The following is a 21,012-nucleotide window of genomic DNA, read 5'->3' as shown; positions in this document are numbered from 1 at the left end:
TCTCACCTATCCTTTAAAGCATAAATGTGCTTCATCAACAATTGTCTGAATATCAATACTATTATTATTTTCTCCATCAAAAACAAAATGGGCTAGAAATTCAATATTACCATGTCCCCCAGTAATAGGTGAAAAAGAAAGGTCTTGTAAAAATAAATGATCAGCATTTGCATAAGATAAAACATTTTCAATAACTCTAGTATGTACATTTTTATCTTTAATAATTCCATTTTTTCCAACATCGTCTCTTCCTGCTTCAAATTGAGGTTTAATTAATGCAATGACATGATCACCTGAGGATAATATATCTTTTAAAGCGTTAAATATATGTTTTAAAGAAATGAATGAAACATCAATAGTAGCAATTGATGGAATTCCTGATTCAAAAAGATCTTTTGTAGCATATCTAAAATTAGTTTGTTCTTTTACAATAACACGAGGATCGTTTCGTAATTTCCATACTAATTGATTTGTTCCAACATCAACTGCATAAACTAATTTAGCTCCGTTTTGCAAAGCACAATCTGTAAAACCACCAGTTGATGAACCGATATCTACCATAATACAATCGTTCAAATTAATGTTGAATTCTTTAATTGCTTTTTCTAGTTTTAAACCGCCTCGTGAAACATAAGGTAAAATGTCTCCCTTTACATGTAAATTAGAATCTACAGGTATTTTCGTTCCAGGTTTATCAATAATGTCATAGTCATCGTGGACAATACCTGCCATGATTGCTCTTTTTGCCTTTTCTCGCGAGTCAAAAAAACCTTGTTCGACTAATAATACATCAATTCTTTCTTTCTTCATGAAGAACCTCCTTACAACATTGTAAAACACTATCTAAGTCTATTTTTTCTTCTCGATATATATCATCAAGAGAGCCTTGAGGAGAATAATGATCATCGATTGCAATATGTTTGAATTTTTTAGAAATACCATAATCATTACAAAAAGATGCTATATGTTCTCCTAAAGATCCTAATTTTAAATCAGTTTCATATACAATGACAGGTTTATCATCATTCATTACTGATTTAAGAATATTTTGGTCTAACGGTTTAATAAAACGTGCATTAACAACTCTTATTTTAAAACTTTGTTGTTGTAAAGTTAAAATGCGATCAACATTATCCCCATAACAAATTATAGTTATATCATAGTTTTCTTTTACACCTTCAATAGTCCATGAGCCTATTTGAATAGTGTCATTTAAATTTAGTATGCAATTTTCAACTTTACCTCTTGGAATACGAACAACATATGGATGATAAAAATTCATAAATACTGTATTTATGTATAATTTTGCTTCTTTAGCATCTTTAGGAGCAAAAATAACTATATGAGGTAATGGCGTTAAAATAGATAAATCGAAAACACCATGGTGTGTAGGACCATCACTGCCTACAATTCCTGCACGATCAACAGCAATTAAACAAGGTAAATTCATTCTTGTTATATCATGATTTATTTGATCATATGCACGTTGAATAAATGATGAATAGACAGATATAAATGGCTTTTTTCTACTGATTGATAAACCGGCAGTAAAAGTTAGTGCATGTTCTTCAGCAATACCTACATCAAAGCTTCTTTGTGGATAATGTTGAAAAATTGATTGTAAAGCAGAACCATTAATCATTGCTGGTGTGATTGCAACAATATCTTTATCTTTTTCCATCCATTTTTCTACATGATCTGCTAGAACTTGAGACCAACTTATCTTGGAACTAGGCGATGTTTTACTTGATCCATCACTAATATTAAACGGTTCAGTTCCATGCCATTTGCCTGCTTTATCATTTTCTGCTGGTAAATATCCTTTCCCTTTTTTAGTAATAACATGAACAACTACACTTTTATCAGAGATTTTTGCAATATTAAACACTCGAATGAGTTCACTTATATTATGTCCATCAACCGGACCCAAATAATCAATTCCAAAATCTTCAAAAATCGTATCATCAATTAAACCGTGTTTAATAAAATCTTTTATAGATTTAGAAATTTGATAAATAAATGTTCCTATTTTTCCTTTACTAAGTGCATTTTTGTAATCATCCTTAAAATGATGATAAGTATCACTTAACCTAATTGTTGATAAAAAATTATTAAACCCACCAATACTTTTAGTAATAGCCATTTGGTTATCATTAAGAATTATGATTACTTTATTTTCAATAGACCCTAAATGATTAAGTGCTTCTAAAGATTCACCACCAACCATTGCTCCATCGCCAATAACAGGAACAACATGATAACTGTCATGATTTAAATCTCGAGCAACTGCCATCGCAACTGCTGCTGATAATGCAGTTGATGAATGCCCTGCTTCCCAAACATCATGTGGACTTTCACACCTTTTTTGAAAGCCTGACAAACCATGGTATTTTCTAAGCGTGTCAAATTCATTAGCACGCCCCGTTAATATTTTGTGTACATATGCTTGATGCCCTACATCAAAGAAAATTTTATCTGTAGGAGAGTTAAAAACATAATGTAAAGCAATAGTTAATTCTACAATACCTAAATTACTTGATAGATGTCCTCCTGTACGGGAAACAGATTGAATAATAAATTGACGTATATCATTAGCCAAATCATTTAATTGTTCATTGTTGAGGTCCTTTAAAAACAATGGATCTTTAATATTTTTTACATCCACGTATTATCTCACTCTTTTCCTTATTTTTTCAAATATACATAACATTAATCCGTGATTAATTCTTAATGAGTACAATAACTGTATAGCTTCATTGAACAACTGATCTACTAATTCCTGACATTTTTCAATACCATAAAGAGAAACATAAGTCACTTTATGATTTTGAAGGTCACTACCTGTTTTTTTACCTATGATTTTTTCATCACCGATTACATCTAAAACATCATCTTGAATTTGGAAAGCTAACCCAATTTTGAAGCCTATTTTTTCCCAAACAGCTTGGTCTTTTTCATTTGCAATAATAGCTGCCATTTTTAATGAGCAACTAAGAAGTTTTCCTGTTTTATAATGATGTATTTTCCTTAATGTATCTATGTCTATTTCTTTGTTTTCATTTTCAATGTCTAGTTGTTGTCCATAAATCATACCATTTAATCCACTGGATTGATAAAGGCATTTAATGAGTTTAATTGTTTTATTATCATCTAAGTGAGCATCAATAATAATATTAACTGCTTCATTAAGCAAAGCATCACCTGCAAGTATGGCTGTTGCTTCATCAAATTGTTTATGACAAGTAGGCTTGCCCCTTCTTAAATCATCATTATCCATTCCAGGAAGATCATCATGTATAAGAGAATAAGTGTGAATCATTTCCAAGGCACAAGCAATATCTATATAGGGATGATAATTTATATCGTAACTTTTTAACGCAAGTAGCATTAAAGTAGGTCTTATTCTTTTGCCACCAGCGTTTAATGAATAATACATTGCTTTTTTTGTTTGACAATCAGGATAAGTGTCTAAAATATGACTTAATCTTTCATTGATTTCATTAAGCATTGTTTCCATTTTTTTGCTCCTCAATATTAAAATCTTCTAAATGTCCATCAACTAGTATTTTAGCAACTTTATCTTCCACACTGGCCAGTTTATCTGAACATAATTTTGATAATTTGATTCCTTCTTGGAATAATTCAACACTTTGATCAAGTGATGTATTTTCATTTTCTAAAAGATGAATAATTTCTTCTAATCGCTTTATAGCTTTTTCGTAACTTAAATTATTTTCCATTTACTTTTCCCCCTACTTAATTTGTGCCTTACAATGACCATCTTTAAGATGTATTTCAATTTCATCATGAGGTTTTAATTGATGAATACTATTAATATTTTTATTATCTTTTAATACAATTGAGTACCCTCGTTCTAATGTTTTTAAAGGACTCAATGCATTTAACTTAGAAACTGTGTAGTAAAATTGCTCTTGTCGATGTTTAAATGATTGTTTCATACTATTATTTAACCTGTCATTTATTGAATCTAACTGATTATGCATTTTAAGTGATAATAGTTCAGAAAGATGAATAAATGATTTTTGAGATTGATAGTATAAATTTTTTTGTGATAACAACATATATTTAAAAGAATTTAAAAGTTTATCTTGATATAAAACAATTTGATTATGATAATCGGCAAATAACTTCTCAGGATTTTTAAATAAATAAAAAGACTTGATTTGCTCAATTTGTTTTTTATTAACAGATATAATATGATTCATAAGCTGTTTAAGATTATATTGGTAATAAGCAACATTTTTTTCTAATTCTTTTATATCTGGTGTTGCAGCCATAGCGGCATATGTTGGTGTTGCGGTTCTTAAATCACTAACAAAATCACAAATAGTAAAATCTATTTCATGACCTACTCCAGAAATAATAGGTGTTTGACATTGATATATCGTACGTGCTAAATCCTCTTCATTAAAATTCCATAGTTGTTCAATTGTTCCGCCACCTCGTGCGATAATAATTGTATGAAACTTTAGCGTATCAACATAACGAAGAGTCTTCATTATTTCTTTATAAGCGTCTTTCCCTTGTACAGGTATTGGGAAAATAACGATCCTTACAATAGGAAATCTCGATTTGATAGTTCTTACAACATCCATCAATGCCGCACTGGGATATGATGACAGAACAGCTATTTTTGTTGGAAATGAAGGAATTGACTTTTTATGTCCTTCATCAAACAAGCCTTCTTTGGCTAACTTTTGTTTTAACTGCTCAAATTGTAAAAAAAGGGCTCCCACACCTTCCAATTCTACGTTTTTTACAATGAGTTGACATTCACCACTAATTTGGTAAACAGATGTATTAGCTTCAACATAAACTTTATCACCATCTTTTAATGATATTTTTAACTTTTTTGCATTTGAAGCAAACATCACTGCCTTAATACTTGCAGTTTCATCTTTCAAAGTAAAGTAGACGTGCCCTGATCGATGGTACCTCAAATTTGAGATTTCGCCCTTTATCATGATTGACTGTAACTGAATATCTTGATCTATTTTAGCTTTAAGATAACGATTTAGCGCAGATACAGTCACATATTTTCTATCCAATGTTGTTTAAAATTCCATTAATAAATTTGTAAGAATCATCGTCACAATATTTTTTTGTTAATTCGACCGCTTCATTAATGACAACACTTTTATTTTCTGTTTGTAATTCATCTACAGCAACCAATAAAATAGCTAATTCCATTTTTGATAAACGCTGAATAGTCCATCCTTTTTTTAAATGTGGTTTGATTTTATTAACATATTCATCATAATGATCAATTGTGCTATTAATTCGTTCTTTACATAATTTTAACTCTTCTTCATTATTTTTAAATGTATTATCATTAAGCAAAAATGCATCAATTTCATCATTGTTTACTTGTGTTAATAAATATTGATAAACGGCAATAATTGCCTTTTCTCTAATTACTTTTTTTCTTACTTTATTCATTTTATCCTACCTTCCAAAATATATGAATATTTTACCATATTTTATCTATAAATTAAACAATCTCATCGATAAAAAAAGAACTGCCTTTTGGCAATTCTTAGAATTTAATATCATTAACATTTACGTTAACTTTTACATTTCTAAATCCCATCATTTCATCAATTGCATTAATAATATTATTTTGAATTTTATTTACTGTTTTACCTACATTAACACCATAATTAACAACCACATTAGCTTGAATAATTACTTGATTATGATCATTAATTTTAACAGTTAAAGAATCTTTGATTCCAGGAATCATATTTTTTGTTCCACCTTCAAAATCAACACCTTCAATATCATTAATAACATTAACTGCAGTTAAATGAAAAGCATTAGTTGAAATATGACGTTCACCTAAATTATTTTTATTTTCAATTGTATAATATTCTTGACTCATAAACATTGCTCCTTTATATACATATTTTATATAAAATAAGCAAAATATTCAAGTTACTCAGTAATAAATTTTACCTCTATTTCATATTCAGTCCCCATTTGTTCGTTAATCAACTTAATAATACGACTTGCATCTTTACTTGTTGCCTGTTTTTTATTTACAACTACTTTTATACAGGTATCTTTTATTTCTACATAAGCTTCCTTATAACCGTTATTTTGAATGATAGTAACTAATTCTTTTTCTTTAGCAATTATTTCTTTTGTTTTGGCAATTTGATTTAAAGCACTATTAATTTGTGATTGTTTTGATTTTGAAGAGGCAATAATATCATTATTTTCGTTAATCAATGATTGTCTGGTATCATTTAGATTTTGTTGCATCGAAGCAATTGTAGACAATGTTGAGGATGATGTTGATACGTGTTGATCATCTTGAGGAGGAATAATAATATAATAGACTGATAAAACTAAAATCAAACAAAATAAAGATAAAAATGTGATGGCTTGTTTATTCATATGTGACCTCCTAATCTATCATATGAATAAATGAATAAAATATGAAAAAAAGCGCTATAATCTAGCGCTTATGCTCTACCTTGATATTTACCATCTACTGTATTAACAACAACTTCTTCTCCTTCACTAATAAATAAAGGAACTTTGATTTGGAAACCTGTTTCAATTGTTGCACTTTTAGTAGCACTTGTTGCAGTATCTCCTCTTACGGCTGGTTCAGTTTCTATAACTTTAAATGGTTTATTAATTGGTAAAGCAACTCCTAATACTTCACCTTCAAAACTTGTTACTTCTACCTCATCACTTTCTTTTAAGAAGTTTAATTCCCATTTTAAATTATCTGCAGGAATCTCAATTTGATCATAAGTTTCATTATCCATAAAAACTAATGCATCCCCTGTATTATATAGGTACTGCATTTTGTTTTTATCTATTTGAGCTCTTTGTACTTTGTCATTCCCACCAAAAGTCATTTCAGTAGTTGATCCTGTGCGCATATTTTTCATTTTAATTTTAATATTCGCAGCTGCACGTGCTGTTTTATTGTGAGAATAATCTAATACAGTATATAAATTACCTTCGTATTGAAAAGTTGTACCTGGTCTTAAATCACTAACGTTAATCATAATATTCTCCTTTACAATGATTTTTCTTATGCATTATAACAAAAATTCATTACAAAGTGAATAGTTTCATTTTGATTCATAGCTTATTTTATTTACTTTAAATTTGCTTTTATCTAGTGATATTTTCATTATCACATTAAAACCGCTTGTTTCTTCTACAGTTATTTCATACTCATCCCCCATATCATCAACTATGTATTTTACTATCTTATTATCCTCAATATATTCATCACTCAATAATAAACTATTTTTAACTTCATTTTTAAAATATGCGATAAGCGTCACTTCCAATATGCGTTGTTGATCAATTAATTCAATTCTTTTTATCGCTTTAGCTTGAATAATGCAGTAATTAAAAATCGTTAAAATATTAAAGGTAATAATAAAAAGCATGATAAGTGTTATTTGCAGTACCGTCCCCTTCTGGTTCGTCATAATCACTCCCTATTAAAAATGTACTTTGATGTTTTTTTGTAGTAAGAACAATATAGATCAAGTGATCTTTTTTATAAAAATTAACACTTTCGATATCATGACAATATATATAATGTCCAGGTGTCATAATTAATCTGTTTTTGGAATCTAAAAAGATAGAAACTTCTTCATCTTTTTCATTTTTAAAATTTAATTCACGCCCATATTGATAATCATATCCTGTTACGATATTTTGACTTAATATTTTCATAGCATTCTGTAATTTTGAGTCAATTATTTCTGGATTTTGGCTTTTATAAACAAACCCAATAATCGTTGCACTGTTTATTACAATCATTAAAGTAATAACCAATGACAATAAAACTTCAATTAACGTAAAACCGTATTCATCAGAGCATGGTAATCTTCTTGAATCCATAAATCTTTTTCCTTTTTTTCTTGAGATAACAGATAATGATCATATTGTTTAAATATGTTTGTATTTTGTTTATGACCTAAAACATAAAATGAAATAAGAAGTACAATACATGAGATAAAAATAGAAAAAGCGAGTAGTGTTTCAACAAGAGTAGCACCTTTATTCTTTAAAATAATAATCACCTGCCCCTAAATGAAAAACAATTGAATACACTTTATCGTGAAATCGCAAATTAATATGATTAGCTTGATTAATAGATCCATTTTGATTAAAGTATACTTTTTCTATATGTTCGAATGAATATTCATGAGGTAATACGTAACGATAGGTCTTATTATTATACGTATACGAAATTTTATTATAGTTAAATTCTAAATTAATCTGGATATGTTGTGTTAATGCAGTGTCTTTAGCTTCATCAATAATATTTGAGATATTATGTTTAACATTTTGATAAGAAACTTTTACTTCTTTTTTTGTATTATACAATGTGAAACTGGATAATATTAAAATTATAGACAATGTAAAAATGATTTCAATCATTGTAAATCCTTTATTTTGAGACATAAGCTTCTCCATCAGAGATTGAAATTGCTAACCCTGAAGGACAGATAGCTTGTTTTTCTTTTAAGTATGGATGAGCTCCTGATGTTAACTGTGACATTGATGTAGGTAACTCACCATGGTCGATTTCGTATAAAATGATTTGGGAATTGACAACTTCGATTTGAGCGTCGCAACTTTTTTCTTTGACTAATCTATTTTTTGATGTTACTTCAGGAATGACGAGAAGTAAAATAACTAAAATAACACTGATGCAAAAGATCATTTCAATTAATGTAAATCCTTGTTGGTGACGAACATGTTTCATAACTTATCCTCCTTATAATGTACTGACAACATTCATCATTGGTATCACAATAGATATGTAAATTGTAATAACAAACAATGATACAAAGCCATAAATTAACGGAACAAATAGTTTTATCATTTTATTTACTTTCATTTCTATTTGTTTTGTAGAGTAAAGAATATAATCATCTAATTGAATATCATAAGTTTGATTATTCATAATCAAACTGAAAAAATGCTTAAATTCCATTTCAAAATAGTCAAATTCATTAATGACATCTTCAATACTTAGTCCTTCTAAAATATGATGATAAAGCTCATAAACAATCATTTTTATATCACTGTCATCAATTTGTTGATAGAGCGTTTCAATGATAGACAATGCGTCATAATGATTTTCTAATAGTTCATTGTAATAAATCGCAAATTTAATTGAATAATATTTTTTAATTAATTTACTCATAACATGAGTATGACTGATCAAAAAATCAATATAATCATACCTTTGCTGTTTTATTGAAAATAAAGTAAAAAAAGTAATAGACCCCAAACAAAGGAGGGTTAAAACAACTATCCAGGGTATAAATTTTAATAATATAAAAACAATTTTAACTAAGATGCTTTTTTCAATATTAAATTCAATAAATAGATTTTCTACTTGTGGTAATAAGAACACTAAAACGAAAATAGAAAAAATAACTAAAAAAACAATCATAAAAACAGGGTAAGTTAATCTTTTAACTAAAGACCTTTTTATTTCATTTCTTTTTTTACATATTTTTAAAGTTTTTAACAATGTTTCGCTTAAAGAAAAATGTAATTTAAAAAACTGATAGTACTCTAAAAAATAATGTGGCAATTTACATTTTTGTAAAGCATCATCAATACTCAATCCCTCATTCATACACTGATTTAAAGATTCAACAAATCCAATTTGATCAATAGGCTGAATAAACACGGCAATATCTTGAATATTAAACCCTTGTTCAATAAAACGAGCAAAACTTTCTAACAAATAAATAAGTTGTTCATTCATTATATACACCTAAATCGTTTAACGATTGTGTTGCTTGCTCAAAATCAAAGTATGATGTGTTATGTTTTTGAAGGAAAGAATCGATTTGTTGCTTGTTCATAAATTCCGGTAAAATAATATGTTGCCCTTTTTCATTAAAAGTCATCTTTTGAGTCATGATTCCTACTAAAACATCTTGTAAATCAATACGATTAATTCCTAAATTCTCTAAACGTTTTATTGTACTCCTACAATTACTGGCATGGATTGTCGTTAGGACAAGATGACCTGTTAAAGCACATGTCAAAGCTAAGTGTGCAGTTATTTCATCACGAATTTCTCCAATCATGATAACATCTGGATCATGTCTTAAAATTTGTTTTAGCGATTCATCATAGGTGATTCCTTGATTCTCATTAAGTTGAATTTGTAAACAATAATTTTTATCAATTTCAATAGGATCTTCAAGCGTGATAATATTACGTTGTTTTTGTTGATAAATTGTATCTAACAGTGTGTACAAGGTTGTTGACTTACCTGATCCAGTTGCACCACTAATAACAAATAAGCCATGATCCTCGCTTACAATATCAAATAAAAAATTTTGCACCTTTTTAATAGAAGTTAGCATATCAATAGATAATGATTGATGATTATTTAATATTCGAATAACGATTGTATCATCATCTTTTCCTACTAATGAAGAAACCCGCAAATTATATTTTTTCCCTTTTAAATTGTAAACTAAATGTCCTGTTTGTGGTTTATTACGATAATTCATATCAATTTTAGAAATATATCGAATATAATTGACAATCCTTTTGGCATAATCTAGCTTTAATTTTTCCCAAACAACAAGTTTTCCACTTGTTCTAAACAGTATCTTGGAATGATGACTCGCATGAATATGGATATCGGATACCCCCTTTTCAATAGCATTATAAATAAGTCTTTCATAATATTGATTCACATTCATCCCTCCTATATTTATATATAAAAAAAAGAGATGTTTTTCTTCAAAAAAATGAAAAAAAAGTTCTATTTAGATTTAAATAGAACTTAGATAAGGATTATGCTTTTTTTCATTTTGTAAAGTGCTTTGTAACCCATGTCCAGGATAAAGCACGTAATCAACTTTTATTTCTTTTATTGTATTTAGTGATTGTTGCATTTGTTTAAAGGAAGAACCAGGGAAATCACAACGCCCAATGGAATCTTTAAAAATAACATCACCTGAAAAAAGTATATGTTCTTCTTTGCATAAAATTAAGACTGAACCTTCACTATGTCCTGGTGCATGAATAATATTAAAGTAAAAATCTCCTAATGTAATCTCTTTTCCCATATGTTGAACTTTACTTTTTAAAACAAATGGTTGATTGAAATAAGATAAATTTAATTGACTATCATATACCATTTTTTCATCATCTTGATGCAAATAAACAGGAATATGATATAGATCAACAAGATAATCTACCGCTCCTATATGATCAAAATGTCCATGTGTAAGCATAATAGCAATCGGATTTAACTGATTTTGACTAAGATGCATTTGTATTATTTCTGGTTCATCACCGGGGTCAATAATGATAGCTTGATTATGTTTATAAATAATATAGCAATGACTTTGCATCATTCCTAAAGTTAATTGTATGACTTTCATATATATTCCTTTCAATGTTTAAACATATAAAAAAAATAAGCCAAAGCTTATTTTTTTTCTTTATGAACTGTTTTTTTATTACATTTTGGACAGTATTTATTTACTTCCATTCTATCTGGATGATTTCTTTTATTTTTAGTATTAATATAATTTTCTTCACCACATTCAGTACATTTTAAAATGATATTTTCTCTCATGATTACACCTCCGTATCCATAAAACTTTCGTTATACATCATATCATAAATATTTTTTAAATACTAGACTATTTTTCATTTAAACCATATTTTTCTACATATTTATCAATGATTTGATTTGAAATATAGGCTGTTGATGAACTATCACCACTTGATGCAACCGTTTGACGATAGCAAACACAAACAAAGGCAACCAATGGTTGGCTATCTTCAGTTGCTGAAATATATCCTATTTGTAAATGGTTAGGATAATCGGTTGTGTCATTTGGATCATATGTTTCTGCAGTTCCTGATTTACAATAAACGGCATATGGTTTCTCTGACCAATATTTATGAGTTGTTCCGTCACTTCTTGTTACACAGGCTCTCATCCCTTTTTTTATTTGTTGAAAAGCATCAGTCTGATTTGAAACATCATCCATGATATCTTTCTTATAAGAATAGGTAACAACATTATTGCCATTATTATCTTTTTTGAAAGAGTCAACAAGGAAATGAGGTCTTACCTTTACACCCATATTTGCAAGTGTGCATGTATATTGAGCTAATTGAATTGGAGTATATGTATCATATTGTCCAATAGCCATATCAAGAAGCATTCCTCGTTCAGTTTTACTTCCACGATATCCTAATCCCTCATTTGGTACATCTACACCAGTTTTTACACCTAATCCCAATTCTCCTAGATCTCTTCTTAATGTGGCCATCGATTTAGTAAAAGTTTCCATACTAATATTTAATGGACCATTAGGAACATAATTAAAGTTAGCTAATTTCATGACAAGTTTAAACATATAAACATTAGAAGATAGTGCCATGGCATCAACTTCATTGATATTTCCCATTGTTTTCCATGATTTTTTAGCTTTTGTATACTTAAAAACAATCGGTTCATCGACAAAGTAAGTGTTTGGAACAATCACATTTTCTTTAAACCCAGTGTATAAAGTTCCGGCTTTAGTTGTTGAACCAATTTTAACACTACTTGTATAATTTCCATAGGCAAAATCAGACACCTCGCCTGTTTCTTTATCAATTTCTTTACCTGACATCACTAAGATTTCTCCAGTATTTGGATCTATCATCATGAAATACATCTGATTAAAATACTTATTGCGTGAATTAGCAGCTTTTAATTCATTTTCGATTAAAGAATCAGAAAGTTGTTGTAATTCACTGTCAATTGATAAACGTATATTTTGCCCACTTGATCCTTCTTTAGTATTAACCCTTTTAGGATTTCCATTTTGATCATATGTTAATGTGTATGTCGAATCTCCACCACGCAAAATGTTTTCATATTGGCTTTCTAAACCAGAAATACCTACACGAGCATTATTTTGATATCCTAGTGCAAGTAATTGTTTTTTCATTTCGGCTGGTAGACCTTCTTTTTTTGTTGTAACACGTCCTAGTACCGTCTTAAGCTGATTGTTTTGTTCATTAGATCGGGTCCAATCAGTATTGACTTCAATCCCCTTTAAAAAGTTAGAATTTTCACCAATAATACTTGCTTCTTCTACACTAATCCCTTCTGCAAGTACAACTGCTCCACTCGTACAGTTATTCATTAAATATTCAAATCTAGCTTCTTCTATATCATCTTGAGACATCGCATTATTAATCATATCTTCGCTAATACGTTCAAGTTGCAAATTATAAATGACTTTTTTTTCGTTTTCTTGTCCTTGATATTTTTTTCGTTCTTGATTAGAAACTAAAGCGTCAGCTTCTTTTTTATGTTTCATTATAAAATAGTCTTTTTTATTTCTTAATGTTACGCTATTGGCATCATTATCTAATTGGATATTACGTGCTAAAAATTTAGCAATTGTTGTAATTTCTTCACTTTTAATTGATTTAGGAGCATAATAAGTAACACAAATAACATTTTTATTACCGACTAATTTAGTATAATTTCTATCATAAATTTCACCACGTGGTGCATCAGAAGTGTATGTTTGACTTCCATACGTTTCTAGTTTAACTGCCAAATCGTCAGCTTGGTGAAATTGAATATAAGCAAGTCTTGCAATTAAAACAACAATAAAAACAGCAGTAAGACAAATTAAAAAAAGAATTCTTTTGGAAATAATATTGTCAGTTTTACTATTTTGAAATTTTTGTTCTTCACTTGAACCATAAAATTTAACTTTTGAAATTTGATCTTTAAATTTAAAGGCCATACTATCTCCATCCTTTCACTTGACAATTATATTATAATTAAATTCACAAGTAAACTTAAAAACACATTTCACATGATTTCTTTAAAAAAACAAAACCCCTAAGGGTTTTGTTTTATTCAAATTCATTTGTTTTGGCAACTTCTCTAATCCATGCAGCCGATTTTTTCTCTTTACGTTTATAACCGTCATCTAAGCATACTCGAATAAATCCGTATCTATTTTTGAATGCATTGATCCATGACCAGTTATCAATAACACCCCAATAATGATATCCTAAGCAGTTTGCCCCATCTTCAATGGCTTTAGCTATCCATTCTAAGTGATCTCTAACAAATTCAATACGATAATCATCTTGAACTACACCATTTTCATCCATATATTTTTCTTCACCTTCAACACCCATTCCATTTTCTGAAATAAAGAAAGGTAAATCAGGACATTCTTTTTTGATTTTCATACCAAAATCATAGATTCCTTTAGGATAAATTTCCCATCCACGATATACATTCATTTTTCTTTCAGGCCAAATATAAGGTTTTGAAATACAAGGTAATCCATTTTCATCAAACTTGCTATCAGGTGCTTGCACACGAGTTGGTTGATAATAGTTAAATCCTAACCAATCTACTTTACCTTGAGCTAAAATTGCTTCATCTCCAGGGCGACGATTGATTTCAACTTTCCAATCATTTTCAACTGTATCTAAAACATCTTGTGGTAAATGACCATGGGCAACAACATCTAACCACCATCTATTGTGTAATCCATCTGTCATACGTACTGCTTCTAAGTCATCAGCACTAGGATTTTCTTTTGTATATGGTGGAGCAAAACAGTTAATCATACCAATCTTAGCACCATCACATAACTTACCTTCAGCCTTTAATTTTCTAAAATTAGCCACTGCTAAACAATGTGCTAATGTAATATTATATTGAACATTAATTGATTGTTTAAAATCTTTTTGATAAGGATACCAAACACCATGTAAAAATTGTTGTTCTGGTTCAACAATTGGTTCATTAAATGTAAACCAGTATTTAACTTTACTTCCAAATTCTTCCATAGCAATTTTAACAAAATTAGCATAAGCTTCAACAACTTCTCTATTTTGCCATCCACCACGTTTAACTAAATATTCAGGCATATCAAAATGATACATATTCATAAAGATATCAATTCCATTTTCATTTGCACAGTCAATCAATTTATGGTACCATGCAGCCCCTTCAGGGTTTAGTTTACCATCTTGGTCTAATAAACGAGTCCATTGCATAGATGTTCTAAATGATTTAAAATTCAAACTTTTTAATAATTTAATGTCTTCTTCATACTTATGATACATATCATTTCCAACATACGAACCAACATTGTTAAAAAATGCGTTAATTTCCATATCAGAATACATATCCCAATATGATCTTAATCTTCCACCTACATTCCAAGCTCCTTCGGTTTGAGGCCCAGACATAGCTGCTCCAAAAAAGAAATCCTTAGGTAATTTAATTGTCATACTATTCCTCCTATTCAATTAATTTAATTATACTTGATGAACAAATATAAAGTAAATAAATAACAAAAAAAGTTCTTTGAATTTCACATTTTTTTCTTATAAAAAGAAAAAATGAAAATTATTTTCAAAGAACAATATTTTTTAAATCAGATTTTTTATCTATATCATACAATTCTAATTTATCATCTGTATAGTATTGTAAACAATCATCTAAATACTGATTGACTATTTTTCTTCCGCCTTGGTCTCCTTTTAAAGTATATAATTCATGATAATACTTGTTTGAAAAAAGAACTGGATTCCCTACTTCATTTTGATAAGCCAAAGTACATATAGAACAAGACGATTGATTAAAAGCGTCAATCATCTTGTCTAAAGTTGATGGCTTAATAAACGGTTGATCACTAACCATAAATAGCATTTGAAAAATTCCTGTTTTCAAACTTAAATAATTTAAAGCAGTTTTAATTGAATAAGAAACACCTAAATAACTTTTAGGACTTTTCAAAGTAATGATATGGGGTTCATCAATGACAAAATCATTTGCTACAATGACTACTTCAACATCTTGACGTATCTTTAATAATTTACGAATTGTATTTAAACCATAAAGATAAAGCGGTTGACCATTTATTGGATATAATAATTTATTTTCTTTAAAACGTTGACTGTTACCAGCAGCTAAATATATGATATATGTTTTATTCATCATCAATAGCAAATAATACCTTTTCAGGTGTCATAGGTAAATCCGTTAAATAGGCACCTGTAGCGCGATAAATAGCGTTAGCAATAGCTGGAGCAGGTGTATTAATGACAATTTCCCCTATTGATTTAGCTCCAAAAGGTCCTGTTGGTTCATAACTACTTTCAAATTCTACTCGTAATTTTCCCATATCTAATCGTGTTGGTATTTTATATTGCATAAATGAATTTTCGGCAATAACTCCCTTAGGAGAATATTGAACATTTTCATACAAAGCCATACCAATACCTTGGACTAATCCACCCTCTGTTTGAACCTTAGCTAAGTTAGTATTAATAACAGTACCACAATCAACAACAGCAACATAATCAAGAATATCTACTTGTCCTGTTTCTTTATCTAATTCGATTTCTACCATTCCAACCATATAGGGTGGTGGTGAAAAAGGTGAAGAATGAGTGACAGTAACTTGGGTCTCAATATTATTTCCGTTCATTGATTTAAGTGAAATCTCTTTTAATGAAACAAATTCATTTGTCTTTAGATTCGTTACTCCCTTTTGATTAAAAACAACATCTTCCATGGAACAGTTTAAAATTGAACAAGCTATATGACACAGGTTGTTTTTTAGTTTTTCACAAGCTTTCTCTACTGCTTTACCTGTTACATAAGTTGTTGAAGAAGCATAAGAGCCTGAATCATAAGGTGAAATATCGCTATCAGCACCAAAAACTACAATTTGTTCAACATCACAATCCAAACATTCTGCAGCCATTTGAGCCAAAATAGTGTCACATCCTGTTCCCATATCCGCTGCGCCAATATGCAACGTATAGAAACCTTCATCGTCTAATTTAATAGTTGCAGAACCCACATCGACACCTGAAATTCCTGAACCCTGCATAGCCATAGCAACACCTGCACTTCTTATTTTTCCATTATCCATGATACGAACTTTTGATTTATGTTGCCAATCAAATAGTTTTTTAGCGTGTTCCATGCAACGATCTAACGCACAAGCATGAGCTATTTCATTATAGTAAGCACTCATTTTTTGCCCTTGTCTTACCATATTTTTTTCTCTAATAACAACAGGATCTATATTTAAAATTCCTGCCATTTCACTTACTGCAGATTCAAGTGCAAATATTCCTTGCGTTGCTCCATATCCTCGATACGCTCCGGCAGCTTGACAGTTTGTATAAACAACATCATATGAAAATTTAAAAGCTTCTAAATTATTTGTATAAAGCGGAATTGATTTATGACCAGATAATCCCACCGTTGTAGGACCATGTTCCCCATATGCCCCACTATTAGATAATGTATAAACATCAATAGCTCGAATTGTTCCATCATTCATTGCACCTAATTTTACAGTCACTTGCATTTCATGACGAGGTGTCGCTGCTGTTTGTGATTCAGTGCGTGTATAAATCATTTTAGATGGCTTTTTAGTCATCCAAGTAACAAAAGCAGGATAAATTTCGGCGACAACAGTTTGTTTGGCACCAAAACCACCTCCTATTCGTGGTTTTTCTACACGAATCATAGACTTGGGAATTTGTAACGCATTTGCTAAAATTCGGCGACAATGGAAAACAATTTGAGTAGAAGAAATGACATGTAAACGCCCATAGGGATCAATTTCACAATATGTCCTAAAAGTTTCCATCATAGCTTGTTGATTAGCACGGGTATGATATGTTCTTTCAATAACTTGATCACACGTTTCAAAAACATGATCTAGATCACCATCACTGCATGTATCTGTTGCAACTAAATTTCTTTTATTATCAGCACCTACAGGACATAATGATTTCCAGTTATCTTCTGGATGAACTAATATTTCATTATCTTTGGCTTTGTTCATATCTAAAACAGGTGTTAAAACTTCATATTTAACTTTAATGTTTTTTAATGCTTTATTAACAATTTTTTCATTTTCACCAGCAACAATGGCTACAGCATCTCCTACAAAACGAACCCTTTGATCAAGAATTAATCGATCATATGGACTTGGTTCTGGTGCTGTTTGTCCCGCCATTGTAAAACGAGCTTGAGGGACATCTTTATATGTATAAACCGCTTCTATCCCTTCCATTTGTAAAGCTTTAGAAGTATCTATTTCTTGAATAAGGGCATGAGCATGTGGTGACCGCAATACTTTTACAATTAAGCAATTTTGATTAACAATATCATCAACATAAGCAGGTTTACCTAAAAGTAAGTTCATTGCATCTTTTTTAATTACAGGTTTTTTAATATGTTTATATTGACTCATGATGATTACCTTCTTCCTTTAAGTAAGCAATGTACCCTTTAATTCCCCGAAGCTGCCCTTCATATCCTGAACAGCGACACAAATTTCCTGCCAAAAACTCTTTAATTTCTTCATCGGTTGGATTTGGTTTTTCTTTTAACAAAGCAAGTGTATTCATCATAAATCCTGGATTACAAAAGCCACACTGTTCAGCACCTTGACTTGCAATAAAAGTAGCTAATGGTTTAGCCTCTTCTTGTAAACCTTCTAAAGTCAAAACAGTACCGTTGCAAGCTCTAACAGCAAGAACACTACACGATAAAACAGGACGGTCATTTAATAAAACTGTACATAAACCACAGTTACTTGTATCACAACCACGCTTCACGCTATAACACCCTTGTGCTCTTAAAAAATCTATTAGCAATAAATCTGGCTCTATATCTTTTGTGATTTCTTGACCATTTAAATTAAGTGTAATCTTCATCTAAGCTTCCTCCTTTTTTAACTGTAGAAAAGCTCTTTTTATTAAGACTTTAGCAATCTTTTTTCGATACTCACTAGATCCTCTTAAATTACTTCCAACAACCAGTTGTGGTATGACATAATTAACAAAATTATTAATTGAATCTTCATTAATACCTTCTTCAAAACAATGATTTTCATCTATAAAGTCAATCGCTTTTAATGGTCGTGCACCAATAATACAATAATATTCATTATTAAAATGACTCACTGCACATGTTAATACTGGAAAATCTGTTTCACTGTTTCGTTGTGATAAATAAACAATATGAAGTGGTGTTTTTTTAACAATAACGCGTACTAAAATATCTTTGCTCATTTTCATGTTAGCAAATTCACGTATAGGGACTATCCCTGTAGGATAAAGTTCAACATAAGCATCCATAGCCATAAAAATAGTTAAAACATCAGAAAAACCAAAACGTCCAAAAAGAGAACCACCGATAGTTGCTAAATTTCTAAATTGAACTCCAACAATATGTCTCATTGCCTCTTTGATAGCGCCGTGAGTATACTCATTTAATAGCGGATTAACTTCTAAATCTCTTAAATTAACCATAGCCCCGATATGTATTTCATCATCTTTTACTTCAATTTGATCTAAATTTAAATCACTTAAATCAATAGCGTAATCCACTTCACGATTCATCATTTTTAGCCAAAGCATTCCTCCTAAAATAACGCTTTTAGGTTTCACAGCATAATCATGAGCTTCTTCTATTGTTTTTGGACGAACATAATTATTAATAGTAAGCAAAGATTAAACCTCCTTATTTAACAGTATTTTTATCTTTAGGTAACAAAACGTTTAAAATAATGGCAACAAAAGCTGCAGGTACAATTCCAGATTCACCACAAATCATTTGAAATGCTTGAGGTAAATGAGCAAGAATCGCACTATTAGCACCAATACCATATCCTAATCCTAAAGCAACAGAGACAATCGTCATTGATCTTGGTGTTAGTGGTTCTTTTGTAATTAATTGAATACCTGACATTACTATAGATGAAAACATAATAACAGCGGCTCCACCTAATACTGATTGAGGCATAATAGAAACTAACGCTGCTAATTTAGGAAATAACCCACAAATAATTAAGAAAATAGCACCACACGCTAAAGCAAAGCGATTTACTATTTTTGTCATTGTAACTAGACCAACATTTTGAGAAAACGAAGTATTTGGTAAAACACCAAACATAGCAGCAAAAGAAGAACCTAAACCATCACAAACAACGCCTCCAGATAGTTCTTTATCAGTAGCTTCACGTCCCATACCACCTTCCATAACACCTGAAATATCACCAACTGTTTCAACTGCAGTAACAATAAACATAATAAGGACTGGTAAAATGGCTCTTAAATCAAAAATTGGTTTAACAGGCATAAAATTTGGTAATGCAAACCAGCTTGCTTGTGCCACTTTATCCCAATTTAATACCCATGATTTAACAAACACAGTTCCATCACTAGCCACACCTTTCGTTGAAATAAATAACGGTAAAATCATACACAATACATATCCACAAATAATACCAATTAAAACACTCGAATTACTTAGCATTCCTGTAGTTCCGTGTTTTAACGCAAGAATCACAACAAGAACAAATAAACCAATTAATAGATTTTCAACAGATCCATAATCTTTAGCAGTGCTTCCTCCACCAAACGAACCAACACCAACACTAATTAATGATAAACCTATTGAAAGAACAACCGTTCCTGTAACAATTGAAGGGAAAAAACGTCTTAATGGTTTTAATAAAAAACCTAAAACCGTTTCAAATAAACCACCTATAATACTTGCTCCCATAATGGCACCGTATCCTAAAACACCACCGCCCATTACATTAGCTACACTTTGAAAAACACCAATAAATCCAGAACTTGTTCCCATAATAATAGGTACTTTCCCACCAATTGGTCCAATTGAAAATAATTGAACAAGTGTGACAATACCAGCAATAAGCATGGCATTTTGTAATAACGAAATTTGAATGCTGGAAAATACTGCAGCATCATGCATAGCCGCACAGGCACCAGTTATAATTAAAATTGGCGTTAAGTTTCCTACAAACATGGCCAAAACATGCTGTAAACCTAAAACAATTGCTTGTTTTAAAGGAATCTTTCCTTCAAACTCATAAGGACTTGTATACTCTTTTTTTTCCATATAAACCTCCCAAATCTACA

Annotated in this window: 24 protein-coding genes; all 24 read right to left on the bottom strand. The window is 30.1% G+C overall.

The window, feature by feature from the left end; genetic code table 11:
- Positions 1-6 precede the first annotated feature (6 nt).
- Positions 7-810, bottom strand: a complete 804-nt coding sequence (locus tag DWZ53_RS00685; RefSeq protein ID WP_118430995.1) for a TlyA family RNA methyltransferase — start codon at positions 808-810, stop codon at positions 7-9.
- Positions 791-2,665, bottom strand: a complete 1,875-nt coding sequence (dxs, locus tag DWZ53_RS00680; RefSeq protein WP_118430993.1) for a 1-deoxy-D-xylulose-5-phosphate synthase — start codon at positions 2,663-2,665, stop codon at positions 791-793. Before dxs ends, DWZ53_RS00685 begins: the two co-directional genes overlap by 20 nt.
- A gap of 3 nt (positions 2,666-2,668) precedes the next feature.
- Positions 2,669-3,517, bottom strand: coding sequence for a polyprenyl synthetase family protein (locus DWZ53_RS00675; protein WP_118430991.1), 849 nt, complete (start codon positions 3,515-3,517; stop codon positions 2,669-2,671).
- Entirely contained in the window at positions 3,501-3,740 is a 240-nt protein-coding gene (xseB, locus tag DWZ53_RS00670) for an exodeoxyribonuclease VII small subunit (protein ID WP_118430989.1), read from the bottom strand. Before xseB ends, DWZ53_RS00675 begins: the two co-directional genes overlap by 17 nt.
- A gap of 12 nt (positions 3,741-3,752) precedes the next feature.
- Entirely contained in the window at positions 3,753-5,069 is a 1,317-nt protein-coding gene (xseA, locus tag DWZ53_RS00665) for an exodeoxyribonuclease VII large subunit (protein ID WP_118430987.1), read from the bottom strand.
- A complete protein-coding gene (nusB, locus tag DWZ53_RS00660) occupies positions 5,062-5,460 on the bottom strand; it encodes a transcription antitermination factor NusB (protein ID WP_118430985.1) in 399 nt (132 codons plus the stop codon). The genes xseA and nusB overlap by 8 nt, the downstream gene beginning before the upstream one ends.
- Positions 5,461-5,557: 97 nt before the next feature.
- On the bottom strand, positions 5,558-5,902 hold the full coding sequence (locus DWZ53_RS00655) for an Asp23/Gls24 family envelope stress response protein (RefSeq protein ID WP_158568141.1): 345 nt from the start codon (positions 5,900-5,902) through the stop codon (positions 5,558-5,560).
- Between the two features lie 53 nt (positions 5,903-5,955).
- A complete protein-coding gene (locus tag DWZ53_RS00650; protein WP_118430981.1) occupies positions 5,956-6,420 on the bottom strand; it encodes a SpoIIIAH-like family protein in 465 nt (154 codons plus the stop codon).
- Positions 6,421-6,488: 68 nt separating this feature from the next.
- Complete coding sequence (efp, locus tag DWZ53_RS00645; protein WP_118430979.1) at positions 6,489-7,046, bottom strand: elongation factor P; 558 nt, start codon at positions 7,044-7,046, stop codon at positions 6,489-6,491.
- 66 nt (positions 7,047-7,112) lie between these two features.
- Positions 7,113-7,439 (bottom strand): hypothetical protein, encoded by a 327-nt coding sequence (locus tag DWZ53_RS00640; protein ID WP_118430977.1) that lies wholly within the window; start codon positions 7,437-7,439, stop codon positions 7,113-7,115.
- On the bottom strand, positions 7,417-7,899 hold the full coding sequence (locus DWZ53_RS00635) for a prepilin-type N-terminal cleavage/methylation domain-containing protein (protein ID WP_118430975.1): 483 nt from the start codon (positions 7,897-7,899) through the stop codon (positions 7,417-7,419). The genes DWZ53_RS00640 and DWZ53_RS00635 overlap by 23 nt, the downstream gene beginning before the upstream one ends.
- A gap of 159 nt (positions 7,900-8,058) precedes the next feature.
- The gene (locus tag DWZ53_RS00625) at positions 8,059-8,466 is read right to left on the bottom strand and encodes a type II secretion system protein (protein ID WP_158568139.1); all 408 of its coding nucleotides are present in this window, start codon (positions 8,464-8,466) and stop codon (positions 8,059-8,061) included.
- Positions 8,453-8,770 (bottom strand): competence type IV pilus major pilin ComGC, encoded by a 318-nt coding sequence (locus DWZ53_RS00620; protein ID WP_118430972.1) that lies wholly within the window; start codon positions 8,768-8,770, stop codon positions 8,453-8,455. The genes DWZ53_RS00625 and DWZ53_RS00620 overlap by 14 nt, the downstream gene beginning before the upstream one ends.
- Before the next feature lie 12 nt (positions 8,771-8,782).
- The gene (locus DWZ53_RS00615) at positions 8,783-9,787 is read right to left on the bottom strand and encodes a type II secretion system F family protein (RefSeq protein ID WP_118430970.1); all 1,005 of its coding nucleotides are present in this window, start codon (positions 9,785-9,787) and stop codon (positions 8,783-8,785) included.
- Positions 9,780-10,742 carry an ATPase, T2SS/T4P/T4SS family gene (locus DWZ53_RS00610; protein ID WP_118430968.1) on the bottom strand — a complete coding sequence of 321 codons (963 nt, stop codon included), beginning with the start codon at positions 10,740-10,742 and terminating at the stop codon, positions 9,780-9,782. Before DWZ53_RS00610 ends, DWZ53_RS00615 begins: the two co-directional genes overlap by 8 nt.
- Before the next feature lie 72 nt (positions 10,743-10,814).
- Positions 10,815-11,429 (bottom strand): MBL fold metallo-hydrolase, encoded by a 615-nt coding sequence (locus DWZ53_RS00605; protein WP_118430966.1) that lies wholly within the window; start codon positions 11,427-11,429, stop codon positions 10,815-10,817.
- Between the two features lie 47 nt (positions 11,430-11,476).
- Positions 11,477-11,626: a 50S ribosomal protein L33 gene (rpmG, locus tag DWZ53_RS00600; RefSeq protein ID WP_118430964.1), complete on the bottom strand. Its 150-nt coding sequence runs from the start codon at positions 11,624-11,626 to the stop codon at positions 11,477-11,479.
- 67 nt (positions 11,627-11,693) lie between these two features.
- On the bottom strand, positions 11,694-13,811 hold the full coding sequence (locus DWZ53_RS00595) for a penicillin-binding transpeptidase domain-containing protein (protein ID WP_118430962.1): 2,118 nt from the start codon (positions 13,809-13,811) through the stop codon (positions 11,694-11,696).
- Positions 13,812-13,923: 112 nt separating this feature from the next.
- Positions 13,924-15,324: a glycoside hydrolase family 1 protein gene (locus tag DWZ53_RS00590; RefSeq protein WP_118430960.1), complete on the bottom strand. Its 1,401-nt coding sequence runs from the start codon at positions 15,322-15,324 to the stop codon at positions 13,924-13,926.
- 124 nt (positions 15,325-15,448) lie between these two features.
- Positions 15,449-16,036, bottom strand: coding sequence for an NTP transferase domain-containing protein (locus DWZ53_RS00585; RefSeq protein ID WP_118430958.1), 588 nt, complete (start codon positions 16,034-16,036; stop codon positions 15,449-15,451).
- Positions 16,026-18,314 (bottom strand): xanthine dehydrogenase family protein molybdopterin-binding subunit, encoded by a 2,289-nt coding sequence (locus tag DWZ53_RS00580; RefSeq protein WP_118430957.1) that lies wholly within the window; start codon positions 18,312-18,314, stop codon positions 16,026-16,028. The genes DWZ53_RS00585 and DWZ53_RS00580 overlap by 11 nt, the downstream gene beginning before the upstream one ends.
- The gene (locus DWZ53_RS00575) at positions 18,301-18,780 is read right to left on the bottom strand and encodes a (2Fe-2S)-binding protein (RefSeq protein ID WP_118430955.1); all 480 of its coding nucleotides are present in this window, start codon (positions 18,778-18,780) and stop codon (positions 18,301-18,303) included. Before DWZ53_RS00575 ends, DWZ53_RS00580 begins: the two co-directional genes overlap by 14 nt.
- A complete protein-coding gene (locus DWZ53_RS00570; RefSeq protein WP_118430953.1) occupies positions 18,781-19,575 on the bottom strand; it encodes a xanthine dehydrogenase family protein subunit M in 795 nt (264 codons plus the stop codon).
- A gap of 13 nt (positions 19,576-19,588) precedes the next feature.
- Positions 19,589-20,992 (bottom strand): uracil-xanthine permease family protein, encoded by a 1,404-nt coding sequence (locus DWZ53_RS00565; protein ID WP_118430951.1) that lies wholly within the window; start codon positions 20,990-20,992, stop codon positions 19,589-19,591.
- Between the last annotated feature and the right edge of the window lie 20 nt (positions 20,993-21,012).

The sequence above is a fragment of the Coprobacillus sp. AF33-1AC genome (genome assembly GCF_003475785.1).
Lineage (GTDB): Bacteria > Bacillota_I > Bacilli_A > Erysipelotrichales > Coprobacillaceae > Faecalibacillus.
Note: the sequence above shows the minus strand (reverse complement) of the source record. Positions and strands in the feature narration are given on the sequence as shown.